This window comes from Paenibacillus sp. GCM10027630 (assembly GCF_042676305.1).
Classification (GTDB): Bacteria; Bacillota; Bacilli; order Paenibacillales; family NBRC-103111; genus Paenibacillus_S.
The window spans coordinates 48,925-68,058 of record NZ_JBHTGY010000045.1 but is presented as its reverse complement, the minus strand read 5'-3'; the positions used below and the strand labels follow the sequence as shown (position 1 = coordinate 68,058).

Here is a 19,134-nt window from a genome sequence, read left to right as displayed (position 1 = left end):
CGGAAGTCAGAATTCCGCTATTTGGGCCGAATGATGAGTATGATGTACAAAACAGAGATATAACGGAAATAAGTCTTCCGCTATCTCTCTGTTTTTTGTGCTTTCCATGTCATAGAGGAAGTTTCCTTCCGCTAATGCTTGACCAATTCTTTATGGGAACAATTAGTCGCCTGTATGGATGTGGGGTGGAGGGGCGATAGCTGGTTAGGTCTCTAGCGGCGGATGGTTTAACTGGAATTTGAGGAGCTATCATCCGTTAAGTCCTGGTTAAGGAACTTAACTGGAATTTAAGGAGCTATCACCCGTTACGTCCTAGGTAAGAAACTTAACTGGAATTTAAGGAGCTATTTCTCCCGTTACGTCCTGGATAAGGAACTTAACGGGAAAAGCTCCAGCTATAATAGCCATCATTAGGGGGAAATGACCTAAATTATGGAATTAACAGGAGTTTTTCCAGTTGTTTATGACGAATGGGTCGCGCGGCCTAGAATTAGCAGGAGTTTTTCCCGCTAGAATGCCTGCTCGTTTATTTTGGAGGAAAAGCCGAATCCATAGGATGATGGCTTGTCTTACTGGCTCAATGGCTTGACACATCGTCAAAAGTTCAATTACTATGTGAATGACTATTATAAGTATTTTCGTTAAAGAAGCGTTAGCAAAAGGAGATAAGGATCAATGGAACAGTTGGAATTTGTTTATATTTTTAAACCGAGGCGTAAGGATTTCCTGCAAACGTTAACGCTTGTAGAAATGACAGCGATGGGCGCTCACTTCGATTATTGTAACGGGCTGCAGGCTGAAGGCATTCTCATAATGTCGGGGGCATGTACGGACGGCGCATATGGCATGGTTGTTTTTAAAGCGGATTCAGAGGAAGAAGCGCGCCGTATTTTTGATAATGATCCTGTTGTTATCGCTGATGTGGTTGATGCGGAGCTGCATCCATACAAAGTATTGAAGCTGCAAGGTCGCGACTAAACCATATAAAAAATAATGAATGTGGAGGCTGAACTGATTCAGCCTTCTTTATTTTGTCTAAAATAGTTGTAACTTAATTTGTTTAAGTATCGTCTATAAGGTCGGACACAAGCAAGCAAATTAAATCGCTAAATCCATTAGAACAGGGAGGAATAGAGATGAGATACTTACGAATAACGCAGCTGGCTCTGCTCTCGACCATCGTTCTCTTGATAACTGCCGGATGTGACGATAAACCTGCTGCTGGAGGCGCGGCTGTGAAGCCAGAACCGACAGCACCGGCAATCAGCCAACCGGCACCGGGGACGGATCCGGCAGCCAAACCATCGGATGGAACAGGCTCTGTGCCTTCTTCCAAGCCTCAGGACCCTTCGCAAGGAAATCCGGCGAATTCTGATCAGACGAAGTCCAAGGCCGCTGCAACAGCGGTTGCTTTCGTTAGTGCAACCGAAGGCTGGGCAGGCGGCAATGGCTTTATCTCCCATACAACAGATGGGGGGCAGCATTGGGATAAACAATATTCAGGAACAGGGAATATTGCTTTGTTTTCATTTTTAAGCGATAAGCCGAAAGTAGGCTGGGCCTATGAAGGCGAAATGAATGGCCCTGGGGCAGGCTCTCCAGCCGGAAGCCCGAAGAAAAGCAACCTTCTTCATACGGTTGACGGAGGTGCAAGCTGGACGGTCATTAATCCATCGGCTGCATTAGGTAAGGAAATTCATTTTATATCCGAGCAAGAAGGCTTCAGCGGAAATAAAACTACGCAGGATGGCGGAAAAACATGGAAGGAGCTTCCTGTTCCTGCTGAAATATCCGGCGAAGCTTACTTTAATTCCAGTTCAGTTGGCTGGGCTGTAGTAAACAATGGGGATAAGTTCCAAATTGAACATACAAAGGACGGGGGGAAAACGTGGCAATCCGTGTATAGCCAACCCGTCGGGAGCATATTGAATGGGGCTGTGATCCGATCGACAAACAAAGATGATGTTTGGATTCAGCTTATTGGAGATTCAGGTATGACACAGACCTCTTATTCGTTGCTGCATAGTAAGGACGGCGGGAATAAATGGATCCCTGTTGTGGCCAATTCTACGGCAGGGGGCGGACCGGCTCCCGGGTATCAATCCGGCAGTGAAAACGTACCTAAAGGTCCAGGCAATAGTCCGGGACAGCTGCTGCCGCTATCTCCACAAGCTGCTTTCATGCTGGGTTATTGCCGCGCATGCGGAGATGCGGGTGAGGTATCCGTTGGCTGGACGCTTGACGCGGGAACGAACTGGACGAATGGAAGCCAGAAGCTTCCCGGGCAGGATGCCGTTGCATCGTTCGTGGATGACAAACAAGGCTGGCTGCTAACGTATGCGTACTCCAAGCCATCCGTTTTGTATAAAACAACGGATGGCGGCAAGCAATGGAGCAAGCTGTACTCCTTCGGCTCATAAGGAAACAAAGGTGACACAACATACTTGATAACAAGAACCTGGGGCTGAGCCTCAGGTTCTTTGTTTATCCATCCCACTCCCTAACTCCTCAATTTCCCAATTTCCACGCTCAATTACACGTTGTATCTATAAAGATTACTAAAAGCAGCGCTTAGGATTATCGGGTCCTAAATGCCCGCCGCAGCACGCTTTTCGCATGTCAGCCATTCAATTGTCGCTTTGAGGATTGTAGCCAGTTATTAGTGCTGTAATAAATAATAGAGTCAGGTTCAACGGTCGACCTGAAGTTCATTATTACAAATGAGGTGCTGCATGAGAAAAAGATACGCCATATGCGGGGTCAGTAATCGAAGCATGAAAATGTTTATCGGCCCGATGCTCAAAACCTTTTCGAATCAAGCTGACATCGTTGGATTGCTGGATAGCGATCCCAGACGGTTTGAGGTTTGCAAAATCAAATACCCGGAATTAGCGGCTGTACCTGAATACAATCCGTCCGAATTCGCTTTGATGGTTGAAAGGACAAAGCCGGATGTGATAATCGTAGTCGGACGGGACGATACTCATGCCGGATACATTATCCAAGCGCTGGAGCATGATCTGGATGTGCTGTCCGAGAAGCCGATGGCTACAACCGGCGATGATTGCCGCAAAATTATGGAGGCGGAAGCAAGGAGTAAAGGGACGGTCACCGTTACATTTAATTACCGTTACGCTCCGATTCACAGCCGCATTAAAGAAATGGTGCTGGAAGGAAAGGTCGGCAGAGTGACCTCTGTGGATTTAAATTGGTACATCGACACCTACCATGGAGCCAGCTACTTTAAACGGTGGAATCGTATTCGCGAGCATTCCGGAGGGCTGTCCATTCATAAGAGCTCCCATCATTTCGATTTGGTGAATTGGTGGATTGGCCAGAAGCCGAAAGAAGTGTTTGCTTATGGAGCGCGCAACTATTACGGGACTGATGGAGCCATGAATCCGAAAAAGGAGGACGGACGCTATTGTGCAACCTGTGATGTCAAACAGGATTGCAGCTATTTTATGCGTTGGTCATCCCGAAGCAAGGAAGTTCATGTGAAAGATGACCATATCGGTACAGAAGGTCCGGCAGACGCAAATGCTAAAGCACCGTACAGCCTTTATCGGGCTGATGCCTGTATCTTCGATTCGGAAATCAATATCGAAGATACCTATTCAACGAACGTCAAATATGACGGCGGAGCGCTGTTGTCCTACTCCGTCAATTTCTCGCTTCCTTACGAAGGTTATCGCCTTGCCATTAATGGAACGAAGGGCCGCATCGAAACGATGGAATACCATTCCTCTGGAAGAGTACCGTTCCCGGTGCCGGAACAAACTATCGATTACTTCCCGTTATTCGGATCGAAGGAAACGATACATGTCGTACATAGGGAAGGTGGTCACGGCGGGGGAGATCCGGCCTTGCTGGAGGATATTTTCCTCGGCTCCGATCCGAAGCGGGCGTACCCAATTTTGTCAGGATCGATGGATGGCGCTTATTCAGTAGCTGCAGGTGAAGCCGTCTGGAGATCGGTCCAGGAGAACCGCCCGATTCGTATTGAAGATGTGCTTGGTATGAATCCACATGAACTGTTAAACAACAAGACGGGAGGATGAAGATTGAAAACTCAGGTAACGAACGCGGCACAGACTAATTACAGCCGTAAGGCAAGCCTCCTCTGGAGCCGGATTGTCAAAAGCCGCTACTTGTATGTGATGGTTACTCCGGGCTTGTTGTATTTCGCCTTGTTCAAATATTTACCGATGTGGGGGGTCTTAATTGCTTTCAAGGATTATCTCCCGTTTCGCGGGTTTTGGAACAGCCCTTGGGTAGGCTTCAAGCATTTTGACCGTTTTTTCCATGACCCGGTGTTCTGGCTGCTGTTTAAAAATACATTTATACTGGCTATCTATAATATCGCTTTCTTCTTTCCAATCCCGATAGTAATTGCGTTGATGCTTAATGAGCTTCGGCTGGAATGGTTTAAAAGGTCGATCCAGACAGCTATCTACATTCCGCATTTCGTATCGTGGGTAGTCGTTGTCGGGATGGTGTATACCTTCTTCTCAACAGAGGGGGGCATCATCACCAATATGCTCGTCGATGCCGGAATGGGCAAAATCAATTTCTTGATGTCTAACGACTGGTTCCGTCCGATGATCATTCTTGAGGTCATATGGAAGGAATCCGGTTGGGGAACGATTATTTTTCTGGCTGCACTCTCAGGGGTGGATCCAACTCTGTATGAAGCTGCCAAGATGGACGGGGCTAGCCGCTTAAGACAGCTATGGCATATCACATTGCCGGCTATTCGCAGCACTATTGTCATCTTATTCATACTTCGTCTCGGCAATTTTCTCGATACCGGCTTCGAACAAATCTTCCTGATGCTCAATTCTACCAATAGGGAAGTAGGAGAGGTATTTGATACTTATGTATACTCCAATGGTGTACAACAAGGACAATTCAGCTTCAGCACAGCGGTCGGCTTGTTTAAGTCGTTAGTAGGCTTGGCCATGGTGCTTGCAGCTAACAAATTGGCCAAGAAGATGGGAGAGCAGGGAGTTTACTAATGTGGAAAGGAGGCTGTTGCCATGGTTCGCCAATCGCTCGGTTCACGCTTTTTTGATATAGTTAATGCCGGTATCCTGATCGCAGTTGCTTTATTTGCAGTCGTTCCATTTTTATTCGTACTGTCAGGCTCGCTTACAGCTTCAGAAGAGTTGGTCAAGCGCGGAGTTGTCTTATTTCCGACTCAATTCTCTCTGGATGGTTACCGGTATATTTTTTCAACAAAAACAATTTTGTGGAGTCTAGGCGTGACGATCTTCATCACCGTTACAGGGACATTGATCAATCTTTTTTTCACAACTTTGACGGCTTATCCGCTCGCGAGAAATGAATTTGTCGGGCGCCGGCCTATCATGCTGCTCGTACTGTTTACGATGCTGTTCAGCGGAGGGATGATTCCGACATTTCTTGTCGTCAAATCGTTTGGGATGCTAAATAGTTATTGGTCGCTGCTGATTCCGGGTGCTATAAGCGCGTTTAACCTGATTATACTGAGGAATTTCTTTCAGCAGCTTCCAGACGGGCTGGAGGAATCGGCCAAAATCGATGGCTGCAATGATTTTCAGATTTTAATCCGAATTGTGCTGCCGCTTTCGCTACCAGCAATGGCTACCTTTGCCTTATTTTATTCAGTCGGGCACTGGAATACATTTTTTAGTGCTATTCTGTACATCAACGATAATACAAAATGGCCCATTCAAGTATGGCTTCGCCAAATTGTCATTTTATCCCAAGGGGGAATTGGGGATTCCCAGCAAATGGGCAGCGACTATGTTGCACCTCCCGGCGAAGTGATCAAGATGGCGGTTATCGTAGTCTCGACGGTGCCGATTTTGCTTGTGTATCCGTTTTTGCAAAAGCATTTTGCCAAAGGAGTATTGCTCGGCTCTGTCAAAGGTTAGGCGGAATCGATTCTTTGAACGAATTACTAATATACAATGATATCAGGAGGCATATAAATGGATACAAAACGTTTATTCAAAAAGGGTCTGCTTACCGCAGGAGCCTTATCACTCGTCATCACTTCGGCATGTGCAAATGAAGGAGAAAAGAAACCAAGTGGCGCCGCTCCAGCCGGTCCGATCGAAATTACGATGATGAACCAGTATTTGACTGCTGAGCCGCCCAAAATGGACAGTGAGCCGATGAAGCTGCTGCAGGAATATACCAACACTAAGCTGAACGTGACTTGGGTGCCAAGCGCTAGCTACAGTGAGAAGGTTACGGCTTCCATTGCTGTGGCAGGAGATTTGCCGAAGGTGCTGCTGGTCAAGGACGATCGCAATCCGGCTATCATCGAGGCGGCGCGGGCTGGCTTATTCTGGGAGGTAGGGCCTTATCTGAAGGATTACCCGAACTTGAAAACGCTGGATGCAGCCCGATTGAATAACATTTCCATTGACGGCAAAGTTTACGGTATATTCCGGTGGAGAGCGATTGCACGTAACGGTCTAATTATCCGTAAGGATTGGCTGGATAACCTGGGTCTTCAGGAGCCCAAAACGATAGAGGAATTATTGAATGTGTTCAAAGCATTCACTTATAATGATCCGGACAAGAATGGAAAGAACGATACATTCGGCATTGCATTTGACGCCAACAGCGCACAATTTTATCACTTTCTGTCCATTTTGGGGGCACCTAACACTTGGGAGTATAAAGACGGCCGCATGACGCCGGATTTCATGACCAAGCCTTACGTGGATACTCTTAAGCTGCTTAAGCAAATGTATGCAGATAAAGTATTCAACAGTGATTTCCCTGTAGTTAAAGACCGTACGGTACTGCTGAATCAAGGTAAAGCAGGTGTCTACATCGGGGCTTATGATGATTTGAATGCGAGATTTACCGATTTATTCAAATCGAACCCGAACGCGAAGCTGGACACCATCCCGAACGTAAGCGGTCCTAACGGCATCAAGGTACAAGGGGGCACCGGCTATAATAGTGTGTTCATGATTCCCAAAACGAGTGTAAAAACAGAGGCTGAGCTCAAGCAGGTATTAACCTTTATCGACAAGCTTGGCGATGAAAAAGTACAAAATTTGATGACTTGGGGAATTGAAGGCAAACACTATAAGGTAGAAAATGGTAAAGCTGTCCGTATCGACGAGAAGGTTTTCACAGATGAGGTGTACAACACGTTATTCCAGTTAATGGTATTTGATGGCAGCAAGGCTATTGCAGGCAATGTCGATCCAAGCGTAGCCAAATTCAATAAGCTGATTCAGGAAAACGAGAAATATGCCGTTCCAAATCCGGCTCTGCCTCTCCTCTCCAAAACGTACATGGAAAAAGGAAAGCAGCTTGATCAGGTGATTACCGATGCCAGAACTAAATTCATTATAGGTGAACTCGATGAGAAGGGCTTTGAGCAGGCGGTGGCGAATTGGCAGAAAAATGGCGGCGACCAAGTGATCAGTGAATATAAGAGCGATTATGAGAAAACGATGAAAAAGTAATGGTAAAGGGGGGCCGCAGCGGGTTCCCCTTCACTTTTCTTTCAAATGTCTCGCTGATGATTATATGATTTCATCAAGCTCTGTGCGATAATGGTGGCAGAATTATCTCCCTATGGACATAAGAAAGAGAGAACGCCATGAAGCTGAGCTTGTCCCGCTATCAGATTAAATTATTCACCTTATGCCTGTTGTTTGGAGCTATCCCTGTTATAGTCCTGGGCATTTTTTCGTATCTCAAATCCTCCAGCATTATTGAAAGCAAGGTGCTGCAGGGGAATGATCAATTGCTGCTGCAAACACAAACCCAGCTTGAAAATACTTTGAAAATCATTGATTTTTCGATCTTTCAGGTGGCGAGCTCACAGGCAGTAAGCGATGTTCTTCAAACGCCGATCCAAGCAAAGGATTTTCCATTGGTTGATAAATTGCTTGAAACGCTGCAGCGTATTCAAATCTACGAGCTTGGGATTAGGGATATTCAGTTAATTAACCTGGAATATCAATGGGTCATTAGCAACAAAGGCTATGTTAAGCTGGATGAGTTTTCGGATGCGAACCGACTCTCTTCTTACAAGCTGCTGGACAAGCCCTTCAAATGGGTTACTCAAGTATCGGATGACCGGAACGGGGAGTCCATGGCTACGAGTATAACCTTGGTAAAACGGTTTCCTAGCTATTCGGGCAATCCATCTGCATTATTAGTCACTCAAATGTCCAATCAAGAGCTGTTTAGGCTGCTGCCGAAAAGCAGTGAGCTGGGATCCCTGGTCATTCTCGATGAGAATGGGGAGATCATTACCAACAGTCTGAAGTCCGGATTTGATTCGGCCTTGCGAAATTCGCCATTATTTGGCGATGTAAAGCAGACATCGGAAGCCAGCGGCTATCGAATCGGTCAAATCGGTTCAGAGGAATATGGCTTTACCTTCCGCAAAAGTTCCTATAACGGTTGGACCTATCTGTCTATTGTCTCAATAGACAGTATTACGCGCGAGTCGAAATCAATCGGATGGGCTACCATTTGGGCAAGTGTCATTATCATTGTCCTGATTATTCTGCTGTCAATGCAGGGAGCAAACAAGCTTTATTCCCCCTTGCGCAGCTTGTATCAGAAGACGGCTGGTTCAGATGATGCTTCCGATCCTCAGGAGCCGCAGGATGAGTTCCAAGCAATCGAGCGGCGAATGGAGAAGATGTCGCAGAATTACATTCATATGACCAGTCACGTGCAGAGGCTGAGGCAGCAGCTGAAACCGTTTATGATATTCAAGCTGGTGCAGGGAGAATTGACGCATAAGGAAATCGAGGAGCAGCTTCAATTATTCGGATTTTCGCGGAAATTTCGCTGGCTTGCCGTGGTAGCCATTCAGATCGACACGTTGGAGCAAACTCGTTATTTGGAAAGCGACCGCGATTTGCTGTTGTTTGCAATCAGTAACATTGTCGAGGACACGGTTCCGCCGGAGCATCGCTTGAGTCCTGTTGTCATTGAACAATCGCAGGTGACTGTCTTTAGCGGAGATCATGAATCGGTTGAAGCTTTCAAGGTATTCATGTACGATACAATCAAGCAGGTTCAGGAAAATGTGCTGGCCTTTCTTGGTCTGCCTGTCAGCGCAGGGATTAGCCGCCCGTATTCAAACTACGATAGTACGCCGAAAGCGTATGCTGAAGGTCTGGACGCTTTGAAATACCGTATTACGAAGGATACCGAGACGATTCTTTTTATCGAGAATGAAGAGCCGGAGACGCAAATGGTGTATTTTCCCGAGCATTTGGAGAAGCAGCTTGTCGAGGCAGTAAAGTTCTCGGATGAGAGACGGGCTTCTGCCTTGCTGAAGGAATTTTTGCAGATTTTGTCCAACCGGGAGCTGACGCACAACCAAATGCAGAACTGGCTGATGAAGCTTTTGCTGGATTTGCTGTACATTCCGGAGCTGCCGGATACCGCCTTCTCTTCTCTTGATACGAATGCCATACCTCTGTATGTACAGCTGAAAAGGCTTAATACCGTTCAAGAAATCGAGCAATGGTTTACACAGCAAATCATTGAGCCCATCATTCGCTCGGGAGAACAAAGCAATGAAGCGCCGTACAATAAAATATCCAATGAGGTTATCCGCATTATTCAGAGTGAATATGACCGCGAGCTAACGCTCGAGGAATGTGCTTCAAGGCTTAACTATCATTCCAGCTATATCCGTCGCGCATTGAAGAAGAGCTTGGACATTAATTTTACTGATTATTTGCTTACGTACCGGATGGAAGTTGCCAAGAAATGGCTGGTGGAAACGGAAATGAAAATTTCGGATATGGCTCAGAAGCTCCAATATAATAACCCGCAAAATTTTATCCGTTATTTCAAAAAAACGACAGGCATGACGCCGGGGCAGTATCGGGACATGTGGTTAAAAAACGAAAGCGGGGCATAACCTGTTATGTACCGTTCGTGTAAAGTACTATTTTATAAACAATAAGGAGCTGTAACTATGGGAAACCAATATTCGGACCTGTCTTATTTGCATTTGAATGGCGCTCTAACTCAAGCACAAAAGGATGTTACCCTGGATGATTTAGAGGCCGCGGCTACTTCCAAGGTGCTGCAGGCTGATGAAATTAAATCTCCTGTAATTATAGAATCGATGGAGCTTCTGTTTAACAACGGTTTATATTTCCTGCGCACCAGGTCAAAGGACGGGTCTGTAGGAGTGTCAGTGGCAAGCGAGAGGGCGGAATATTTGCATCCGCTTCTTAAGCAGCTGATTATCCCGTTTTTTATAGGCAAGGATGCAAGGGATTTGGAAGCGCTCTTAGACGGCGTCTATGTTTATGAAAATAACTATAAGCTGTCGGGGCTAGCATTATGGTGTTGCATTTCGTGGGTAGAAGCAAGCCTGCTTGATCTGCTGGGCCAAATAAGCGGCAAGTCGGTAGGGGATCTCCTGGGAGGAGTTATTCGCAACGAGGTTCCTATTTATGTGGCGAGCGGTAACAGAGGAACAACGCCTGAAGAGGAAATCGCGGTACTCCAAGAAAAGGTAGCCGATACCGGCGCAAAGGCAATTAAATTCAAGGTAGGGGGCCGGATGAGTAAAAATACCGACTCTATTCACGGACGTTCCGAGAGCCTTATTTATATGACGCGCAAAATTTTCGGTGATGAGATGAGCATTCATGCGGACGGCAACGGCTCCTATGACCCTCCTATGGCTATCGAATATGGCAAAATGCTGGAGGAAATCAACGCATTCTTCTATGAAGAGCCTTGTCCCTTCGAGCATCTGGAGGATACGAAGGAAGTGGCCGATGCTTTAAGAATTCCTATGGCATTCGGAGAACAGGAAACAAGCATGAGGCGCTTCAGATGGATCATCGCTAATGACGCAGCACAGGTAGTACAACCGGATTTGCAATATAACGGCGGTTTTATTCGGAACACAAGGATTGCAAGGATGGCTGCTCTAAAAGGAATACCGGTAACACCGCATATATCCAGCGGATATGGGTACGTTTATGTGCTTCATTTTGCCTCTTATATTCCTAATATAGGCAAGTTCCAGGAAAACAAAACGGGAGTTAAAGATACCCGCTTCTTATTTTCGCCGCAAATGGAAGTCAAGGATGGGGTTATAAATGCTCCTACAGGCCCGGGTCTGGGTATGGACGACTCGGTTGTTACAAGCGTGCTCCGCAAAGCTTATACGGTCTAGGGAAAAGGGGATGCAGCTGACATGTGGAATCCGGATGATTTTCTTGCACAATTGTATAAGGAGACTCCTGCGTACGCCTTTCAAGCGGGAACCTATGATGAATGGGCTGAATGGAGAACCCGTTTAAAGGAAGTGCTTATACAATCGCTAGTTTTACCGCCTAAATCAGACACTGAATTGGATCCGGTTCTTTTGGAAAGGGTTGATTGCGGAGATTATATTCGGGAGCATATACAGCTTACTACAGCTCCGCATTTGTTAATGCCGTTTTATTTGTTAATCCCCAAGAACGGTTCGCAGCCCTACCCTGCTATCGTGGCTTGTCCCGGTCATGGCTATGGGTATAAGGAGTTAACGGGGCTGCTCCCGGATGGAAGTGTCCGGCCCGGGGAAGCGGGGATATACAAGGATTTCCCCATTGAGCTGGCTAAGCGTGGATTTATGGTGATAGTGCCTGAATTACTCGGCTTAGGGGATAGAAGGCTGGAGCAGGACAGGGCTAAGGAGCCCAAGGAAAATTCATGCTTCCGGTTATCGACGAACCTGCTTATGGCCGGAAAGACACTTGCCGGATACCGGGTGCATGAGATGATGCGCTGCGTAGACTATTTACAGTCCCGCAGCGATACGGCATCGGACCGGATAGGTTGTATGGGATTCTCCGGGGGCGGGCTGGTCATGGCACTAACGGCTGCTATCGATGAAAGAATACGTGCAGCCGTCATCAGCGGCTACACGAATACTTACAGGGATAGCATTCTTGCGAAGCCTCATTGCTCGGATAATTATATCCCAGGACTTTTTAATGCTGCCGAGATGCCCGATGTTTTCGGTTTGATCGCTCCTCGCCCTCTGCTTATAGAGTCCGGTCAAGAGGATAAGGGATTTCCGATTCATGGTACGTTCAAGGCGATCGATCAACTGAAAGCAATTTATCATGCAGCAAATGCGGATGATAAGCTTGATAAGGACATCCATCCAGGGCAGCATGAGGTTTCCGGCCGAGTAGCCTTTGATTGGCTTAAAGCTCATTTATCCGTGTGAGGGGACAGATAAAGGCTGCTGCCCATCAGTAAATACAGGCAGCAGCCTTTCCCTTAATCATTCACTTAGCTGCGGCCCGCCTTCAATGCCCAATCAATGGCATCGGCGACACTATTCACAACATAAGCAGCCTGTGACTTCACATCCGAATGGCTGGAGCTCATGGCGAAGCTGTGCGGCGTGGTTCGGAACATCGATACGTCATTGAACGAATCGCCAATACAGATGGTTTCCTCAGGCCGAATGCCTAGATGTGCTTGCAGCGCCTGCAGACCTGCTCCTTTGGAAACATGCCTCGGCATGACATCCAGACAGTTGACGTCGGCTATATAGGCATCAATCTTATCACCATGAACCGCCAGCAATTGTTCTTTGAACGTCAACAGCTTCTCTACATCACCCAAGTAAGTAATTTTACAGCACATCAATTCACTGCCGAGCGCTTCCAGAGCGTGGGGCATTACTATGAGAGGGGCCAACAAATTTTGTTGGACCTTTTCATTTTCAGCGCTATGGGTGGTGACCACATAAGTATCGGGACTGCACATCACGGTATAAAAAGGAGTTTCCTGCGCGGCAACAGCAAGCTGACGAATCAGCTCCGTTTCAAAGCTGTCGTGCCGGATCAAGTTTTTCCCAGAGGTGTGCACGTAAGCGCCGTTCTGCGATACAGCATGTACCTCCAGGTCGATTAAATCCATAACATGACGGATTTCAGGATACATACGACCGGAAGCGAAGGTAATAATAATGCCGCTTTCGATAGCTTTTCTTAAAGCCTCCTGGTCTTCTATCCGAACGGTATGATCCTTTTGCATCAAAGTGCCGTCCAAGTCGCTAACTATCAGCTTGATCATGGTTGAGTCTCTCCTTTGGCTATCATGATGTCTATTTCATGCAGAAGCAGAGCTTCCTTCAATCGTTCATCCGGCTCCTGATCGGTAATGAGAATATCGATCATCTCCAAACCGGCTATACGGTGGAATTGACGTTTGCCGAACTTCGTATGGTCAACCAACAAAATGACCTGATCGGCACGGCGCATCATTTCTCTCAGAATGTAGCCGTCCTCCTCATTTGGTGTAGTTATGCCCTCGGCTGTAATCGCGCAAACTCCCAAAAAAAGCTTATGCACATAATAATCACTGAGCATTTCAATAGCGCGGGAACCGTAAATAAACCGATGCTCCTGATGGAGTAAGCCTCCGAGCAGATGGACGGAAATACCTTCTTTTTGATTCAAAATACCGGCAATGTCTATTGAGTTCGTAACTACAACATGACCTCTGGTATAGATTTGCTCTGCCGCGCTTTGTACGGTGGTTGAGGCATCCAGCAGCAAATATTCACCGTCATGAAGCAGAGAGGCGGCAAGCTTGCCGATCGCTTTTTTCGATTCGGTTGTAGTTTCGTCCAGAAGCCTGTCGTCGTAATTGGCGATCGATTTGGACAAAGTAGACAATATAGCTCCGCCTCGGGTCCGCAATATATGGCCTTGCTCCTCCAGCTTAATAATGTCCCGGCGCGCAGTATCACGTGAAACGTCGAACAATCCGCATATGTTCTCAGTGCTGATCCGTTTGTGTTTCTCTAAATATTGTACGATTTCAATCAGCCGTTCTTCTTGATACACCGTTCCAGTCCCCCTAAGATAAGGTATCGAATCTACTGTATAAGTGGAATTATAAGTGGTAATCAGCTAATCTGCAATATTAATTAAGTAATAATAAGCTAATTATCAGTTATTTTAAAATATGTTTAAGTAATCATAAGTATTTTTGCATAAATGTAAACGGTTGCTTAACCCTTGATACAGGCATACCTAAATGTGGTACAATGCTTGAAGATAACCTTATCATCTGGGAAACTTCGTAATCCATAGGAGGCTTACTGAATTACAGAATAACCTCTTATAACATGAATTAAGGACGGAAGGATTGGAATAGCATTGGTCAAAAAGAAATCGAAACTGGTGGAGCTGGACATCGTAAGAGCCTTCGCCATACTAGCAGTGCTTATTATTCATGGCACATCCGAGGCGACCGTAGAATTGCCTGTCGGATCAGGCTCACAAGCATTATTTCTTGCTGTTAATAAGCTGAGCAATTTTGCAGTTCCCCTATTTATTCTCCTTAGCGGATTGGTGCTCTTTTACCGTTACATCGATGATTGGAGCGGTAAACAAGCGGTTACCTTTTATTTGAAACGCGTCAAGCAAATTTTATTTCCTTATTTGATTTGGTCGGCGTTTTATTATTTGTATAATCAGTGGGTGTTCACACCAAAACAGCTGCACTGGGATTGGGGCCAGTTTCTTGACTTGCTGCCGTGGGCAGATGCCTCGTACCATCTGTATTTTATGGTTATTATTGTTCAGTTTTACTTGTTGTTCCCGCTGTTGGTCTGGCTTTGCAGGGCGTGGAGCGGCTTTCGTAAAAGCTTGTTTTTTATCGGCATTGCGATTCAGGTGGCTTTCTACAGCTACAACCATTGGATCGAGCCGTTAAACCATACGGCATCGCTATGTGTAACCTATTTCAGCCTATTTACTTTGGGCGGATATATTGGCATGAATTACGACGCCTTTGCAGCATGGATTTCCAGGCATATTCGGTGGGTGCTGCCTTTAACGATTCTGCTTGGCTTGGGCTTTATGGGCTTGTTCCTGCTGGAGGTAATGACGAAGGCGGTTCTGGATAATACTTGGTACACTCTGTTGTTTAACATATATCCGATGTTCGCAGCTATGAGCTTTATATGGATTGGCCGCAAGCTTCTACAGCACTGGCCTAGAGTGAGTAAGTCGCTGCTCTCGCTGGGCGCGGTATCGTTCGGCATCTACTTGATGCATCCGGCCGTACTTACCTATTGGCGTACACATGCAGTGATCGGCAGCGGAAGTATGCTGGATTATTATGCCTATACGATCAGTGCTTTTCTGCTCAGCCTGCTTGTCCCTTGGGTGGTCATTTCCGTCTATGGGCGAATCCGAAAATCGCTGCGCTCCTCCCGCAATCGCCCGCCGCAGCGTGGTGCAGCTTAAGAGCAGCAGGAGAGGGCTGTCCTAAAAGTGATGAGGGCTCTCGCCTTCTTATCGATGATTGCATTGCAAAGAAACCTCTATCCTCCACTTCTATATGTGGGTCTAGAGGTTTTTTAGATATATAAAAAATCAAGTGCTTTACAGTGCTAAAGTGGGAATATCCCCTCTTACGTTGCTTAAGTCATGAAGTGAGAACAGATGTTCAAAGGTTGCTTTCATTGTAAAGGAGACCAGGATACTCTGACTGCTGCCGGAAGAAAGACGATAGATGGAAATCCTCCCGTTAATCCAGCCTGGAAATCGTTTGAAAGTAAGCTAACTGGAAAAACTCCTGCTAATTTAGGTAGTATGGCTGAGATTAGCCAAAATTCTTACAATTAGCAGGAGGAATTCCAGTTATAGGGCTTGAAACGCTATTTTGGTAGAAAATAACGTGACATTTTCCTGATAATTGCTTGGGGGCCGCTGGGCTGCCATGCCATGCTGGTTACGNACCCGAAACCCGAAACCCGAAACCCGAAACCCGAAACCCGAAACCCGAAACCCGAAACCCGAAACCCGAAACCCGAAACCCGAAACCCGAAACCCGAAACCCGAAACCCGAAACCCGAAACCCGAAACCCGAAACCCGAAACCCGAAACCCGAAACCCGAAACCCGAAACCCCGATACCCGCGATTAGCACTCGTTGGAAGGTGACCTCATTTCTGCTATTCACTGAGAATACCAAGGAAGGGCTATCTCAAAAGGGTAAAGAAGCCTATACATCGGTCAGAGCGCGGTATAGCCAATAGTCATATGGGGGTTCAGCCCTTTATTCGCTATAAGCGGAAGCTCGGATCCTGCAGCATAGCAAGCTTATGATCGGCGACTACTTTTTCTTGCTGCCGATTTGCTTGTTCTTTCTTGACATTGACCAGCCAGAAGGCAGCGTCCATATCAGCGTTTGAAATTGTCGAAGCACATCACAATAGGATAGGTGATATTTGGAGGCTGCCGACCCCATTGCCGACCGCCCCATTCGAGAACTGAACTTACCTAGGGCCGTTGGATATTAGGCGGCTGCTTATCTTAAAGGGCTGTTCAACGGCGCTGCTGCAAATATTGAAATCGATAGCTGCCCGATCCGACCAGCATCGTAACACCTTCCGCTGTTTGCTCTTGAACATGAATACCTTCCGCGAACTGAACGGAGGTTTCTCCTTCCGTCAATGATTCCAGCCGCGCATCGGGCAGCTGCACCGTAGCTGATGTATTAGGCGGTATTGTGATAGTAATGGTCAGCTCGCCATCCTCAGACAGCGCCCACTCTGAGCGAATCTCTCCGTAAATCGATTCATATCTTGCTTTCACATAATCGAACCCGTAACCTGCCTTGGGGCGAATGTGAATATGCTTATAGCCCGCTTGCTTGTGATCTGTATCGATGCCAGCTACAACCTGGTACAGCCAATCTCCAATAGCCCCATATGCGTAATGATTGAATGAATTCATATCATCGCTCCAGAAGCTTCCGTCCGTCTTAATTCCATCCCAATGCTCCCACATCGTTGTCGCGCCTTTTGTTACAGGGAACAGCCAGGAAGGATAGCTTTCCTGCAATACAAGTTTAAGCGCTACGTCATGGTAACCGTTCTCCGAAAGTACATGGCATAAATAGGGAGTTCCGACAAAACCGGTTGTCAGATGGAACTGCTGTTCCTCAATCAATTCCACCAGTGTACGGATCACGCGGCTGAGCGTTTCTCCTTCTACGAGCCCGAACATAAGCACCAGAACATGAGCGGTTTGAGTAGGCGCAATAAGCCTGCCTGCAGGAGTAATGAATTCTTGGCGGAACTGCTCTTTAATCTTATCACCTAAGCTGCGGTAGCTTTCCGCATCCTCACGTTTGCCGAGCGCTTCGGCAGCAAGGCTCAGCAAGCTAGTGGAATAATAATAAAATGCTGAAGCGATCAAATCTTTGGGCGTTGAGCCCGTGTAGCTGTCTTCCCGTGCATCCAGACCGAGCCAATCCCCGAAGTGGAAGCCGGTATTCCACAATAAGGAGTTGGTCCCTTGGCTGCGTATGTATTCTACCCAGCCCTTCATGCTGTCATATTGCTCAGCAAGAATGCGCGTGTCTCCATAGCATAAGTACAGCGTCCATGGACATATGACGGCTGCATCTCCCCATGCGGATGAGGAATGATTATCCTTTGAAAGAACATCGGGAATTACAAAGGGAACCCCTCCATCAGGGAATTGATCCGCTTTCAAATCTCGAACCCATTTGGTGAAAAAAGATGCTACATTCATATTGAACGCCGATGTGCGTACAAATACCTGAGCATCGCCAGTCCAGCCCAATCGTTCGTCTCTTTGCGGGCAATCCGTCGGGACATCGACAAAATTCCCTTTTTGCCCCCACAGAATGTTGTGCTGAAGCTGATTAATCAAAGGATGCGAACATTCAAAGCTGCCTGTTTGTTCCATGTCGGAATGAATGACGCAGCCTGTAAAATGCTCAGGAAGCACCTCGCCCGGATAGCCCTCCACCTTGACGTATTGAAAGCCTTGGAAGGTGAAGCGGGGCTCGTAGCTTTCCGTTCCGTCACCTTTGCATATATAGGTTACGGTTTGCTTCGCAGATCTCAAATTGCCTGTATAAAAGTTTCCGTCCTTATCCAGCACCTCCGCATGCTTCAGCGTGATCGTTTGCCCAGCTTCGCCCTTTACCGTAAATCGCATCCACCCAACCATGTTTTGTCCCATATCAAGTACGGTTTCACCGGTTGGTGTATGCAGCACTTGAACCGGACGAATCTCCTCTGCGATCCTCATAGGTTCATTTTCTTGTGCGATTAGCAACTCCAGAGGTGAATCCACAAGAGTAACGGCTTTCCAGTTCATGTCATCATAGCTGGAGGTGCTCCATCCGGTTACCTCCATCCGAGCGTCATACGTCTCGCCGTGGTACAGCTCTGCCATCCTGATAGGCCCTTCCGATGCTTTCCAACTGGCATCTGTGGATAGGGTCTGCTCGCTGCCGTCTACGTACACGATATGAAGCTGCAGAAGCCCGGCACGGTATTCACCGAAGGAGTTGCGCTGCTCCTTCCAGCCCAGGTTGCCTCTGTACCAGCCGTCGGCAAGCATCAGTCCGATGGCGTTGCCGCCTGCTTGCAGCAGTTTAGTAACATCATACGTTTGATAGGGCTGCCTTTTCGTATAGCTAGTCCATCCTGGTGTAAGCAGCCAATCGCCAACTCGCTGTCCATTGAGTTGCAGCTCATACAAGCCCAAGGAAGTGACATAGGCTACGGCTGATTTTACTTCAGCGGTAATATCGAATGCTTTACGCAGCAGGTCTGCAGGCTCGGACTGCTCAGTCGGTTGACCGTACATTCCGGAGATCCATTGTGCTTTCCATTCGTCCGAGCTTAAAAGTCCGGTTATCCAGTATGCAGTCTCGCTCCATAGGCTTTCCTCATCGAGTGAGCTCCAAACCCGTACCCGGTACGAATATCGGGTGCTGGAGCGCAGTTGATCTCCCTCGTACTCCACATGGACGGAACGGTCGGAAATTATCTTTCCTGAGTCCCATACGAGAGGCCCTGTGAAGGCTCCGGTATTATCAGTCGAAACCTGGATTTGGTAAGCAGCTTGCTTCACATTTCTCCCGCTCGCTGCCAGCTGCCAGCTTAGCCTGGGCTTTACTACATCGATCCCGACAGGATTATTGCGATATTCACATCTAAGCTTCTTAACAATTAAATCATGCATGAGGACACCTCTCTTGGATAGGATTTGTCTTTCATTTTATTATGACAAGTGATTAAGTTAATGGGTTGTTATAGACATAGTTATAGGGCTATACT

General features: G+C 47.0%; 13 protein-coding genes. 10 read left to right on the top strand and 3 right to left on the bottom strand.

The annotated features are described in order from the left end of the window. The first annotated feature begins 675 nt into the window (after positions 1 to 675). The 9 genes from ACFQ0C_RS22370 (at position 676) to ACFQ0C_RS22330 (ending at position 12,232) form a co-directional block, all read left to right on the top strand. On the top strand, positions 676 to 978 hold the full coding sequence (locus ACFQ0C_RS22370) for a YciI family protein (RefSeq protein WP_379369725.1): 303 nt from the start codon (positions 676 to 678) through the stop codon (positions 976 to 978). A 158-nt stretch (positions 979 to 1,136) separates the two neighbouring features. Beyond that, positions 1,137 to 2,420 carry a WD40/YVTN/BNR-like repeat-containing protein gene (locus ACFQ0C_RS22365; protein WP_379369723.1) on the top strand — a complete coding sequence of 428 codons (1,284 nt, stop codon included), beginning with the start codon at positions 1,137 to 1,139 and terminating at the stop codon, positions 2,418 to 2,420. 312 nt (positions 2,421 to 2,732) lie between these two features. Continuing rightward, positions 2,733 to 4,061 (top strand): Gfo/Idh/MocA family protein, encoded by a 1,329-nt coding sequence (locus tag ACFQ0C_RS22360; RefSeq protein WP_379369721.1) that lies wholly within the window; start codon positions 2,733 to 2,735, stop codon positions 4,059 to 4,061. A 99-nt stretch (positions 4,062 to 4,160) separates the two neighbouring features. Continuing rightward, positions 4,161 to 5,018 carry an ABC transporter permease gene (locus ACFQ0C_RS22355; protein ID WP_379369784.1) on the top strand — a complete coding sequence of 286 codons (858 nt, stop codon included), beginning with the start codon at positions 4,161 to 4,163 and terminating at the stop codon, positions 5,016 to 5,018. Between the two features lie 21 nt (positions 5,019 to 5,039). Continuing rightward, a complete protein-coding gene (locus tag ACFQ0C_RS22350; RefSeq protein WP_379369719.1) occupies positions 5,040 to 5,918 on the top strand; it encodes a carbohydrate ABC transporter permease in 879 nt (292 codons plus the stop codon). Positions 5,919 to 5,975: 57 nt separating this feature from the next. Beyond that, positions 5,976 to 7,478 (top strand): extracellular solute-binding protein, encoded by a 1,503-nt coding sequence (locus ACFQ0C_RS22345; RefSeq protein WP_379369717.1) that lies wholly within the window; start codon positions 5,976 to 5,978, stop codon positions 7,476 to 7,478. A 137-nt stretch (positions 7,479 to 7,615) separates the two neighbouring features. After that, positions 7,616 to 9,910, top strand: coding sequence for a helix-turn-helix domain-containing protein (locus tag ACFQ0C_RS22340; protein ID WP_379369715.1), 2,295 nt, complete (start codon positions 7,616 to 7,618; stop codon positions 9,908 to 9,910). Positions 9,911 to 9,967: 57 nt separating this feature from the next. Further along, positions 9,968 to 11,188, top strand: coding sequence for a mandelate racemase/muconate lactonizing enzyme family protein (locus ACFQ0C_RS22335; RefSeq protein ID WP_258216200.1), 1,221 nt, complete (start codon positions 9,968 to 9,970; stop codon positions 11,186 to 11,188). Positions 11,189 to 11,209: 21 nt separating this feature from the next. Beyond that, positions 11,210 to 12,232 (top strand): dienelactone hydrolase family protein, encoded by a 1,023-nt coding sequence (locus tag ACFQ0C_RS22330; RefSeq protein ID WP_379369713.1) that lies wholly within the window; start codon positions 11,210 to 11,212, stop codon positions 12,230 to 12,232. Between the two features lie 65 nt (positions 12,233 to 12,297). On the opposite strand, the gene ACFQ0C_RS22325 is transcribed toward ACFQ0C_RS22330, so the two are convergent. Next, positions 12,298 to 13,089 carry an HAD family hydrolase gene (locus ACFQ0C_RS22325; protein ID WP_379369711.1) on the bottom strand — a complete coding sequence of 264 codons (792 nt, stop codon included), beginning with the start codon at positions 13,087 to 13,089 and terminating at the stop codon, positions 12,298 to 12,300. Next, positions 13,086 to 13,865 carry a DeoR/GlpR family DNA-binding transcription regulator gene (locus tag ACFQ0C_RS22320; RefSeq protein ID WP_379369709.1) on the bottom strand — a complete coding sequence of 260 codons (780 nt, stop codon included), beginning with the start codon at positions 13,863 to 13,865 and terminating at the stop codon, positions 13,086 to 13,088. The genes ACFQ0C_RS22325 and ACFQ0C_RS22320 overlap by 4 nt, the downstream gene beginning before the upstream one ends. A 315-nt stretch (positions 13,866 to 14,180) precedes the next feature. On the opposite strand from ACFQ0C_RS22320, the gene ACFQ0C_RS22315 reads away from it, so the two are divergent. Beyond that, positions 14,181 to 15,275 (top strand): acyltransferase, encoded by a 1,095-nt coding sequence (locus ACFQ0C_RS22315; protein ID WP_379369707.1) that lies wholly within the window; start codon positions 14,181 to 14,183, stop codon positions 15,273 to 15,275. A gap of 1,082 nt (positions 15,276 to 16,357) precedes the next feature. Here the strand turns inward: ACFQ0C_RS22315 and ACFQ0C_RS22310 are convergent. Further along, positions 16,358 to 19,039: a family 78 glycoside hydrolase catalytic domain gene (locus tag ACFQ0C_RS22310; protein WP_379369705.1), complete on the bottom strand. Its 2,682-nt coding sequence runs from the start codon at positions 19,037 to 19,039 to the stop codon at positions 16,358 to 16,360. Positions 19,040 to 19,134: the final 95 nt, after the last annotated feature.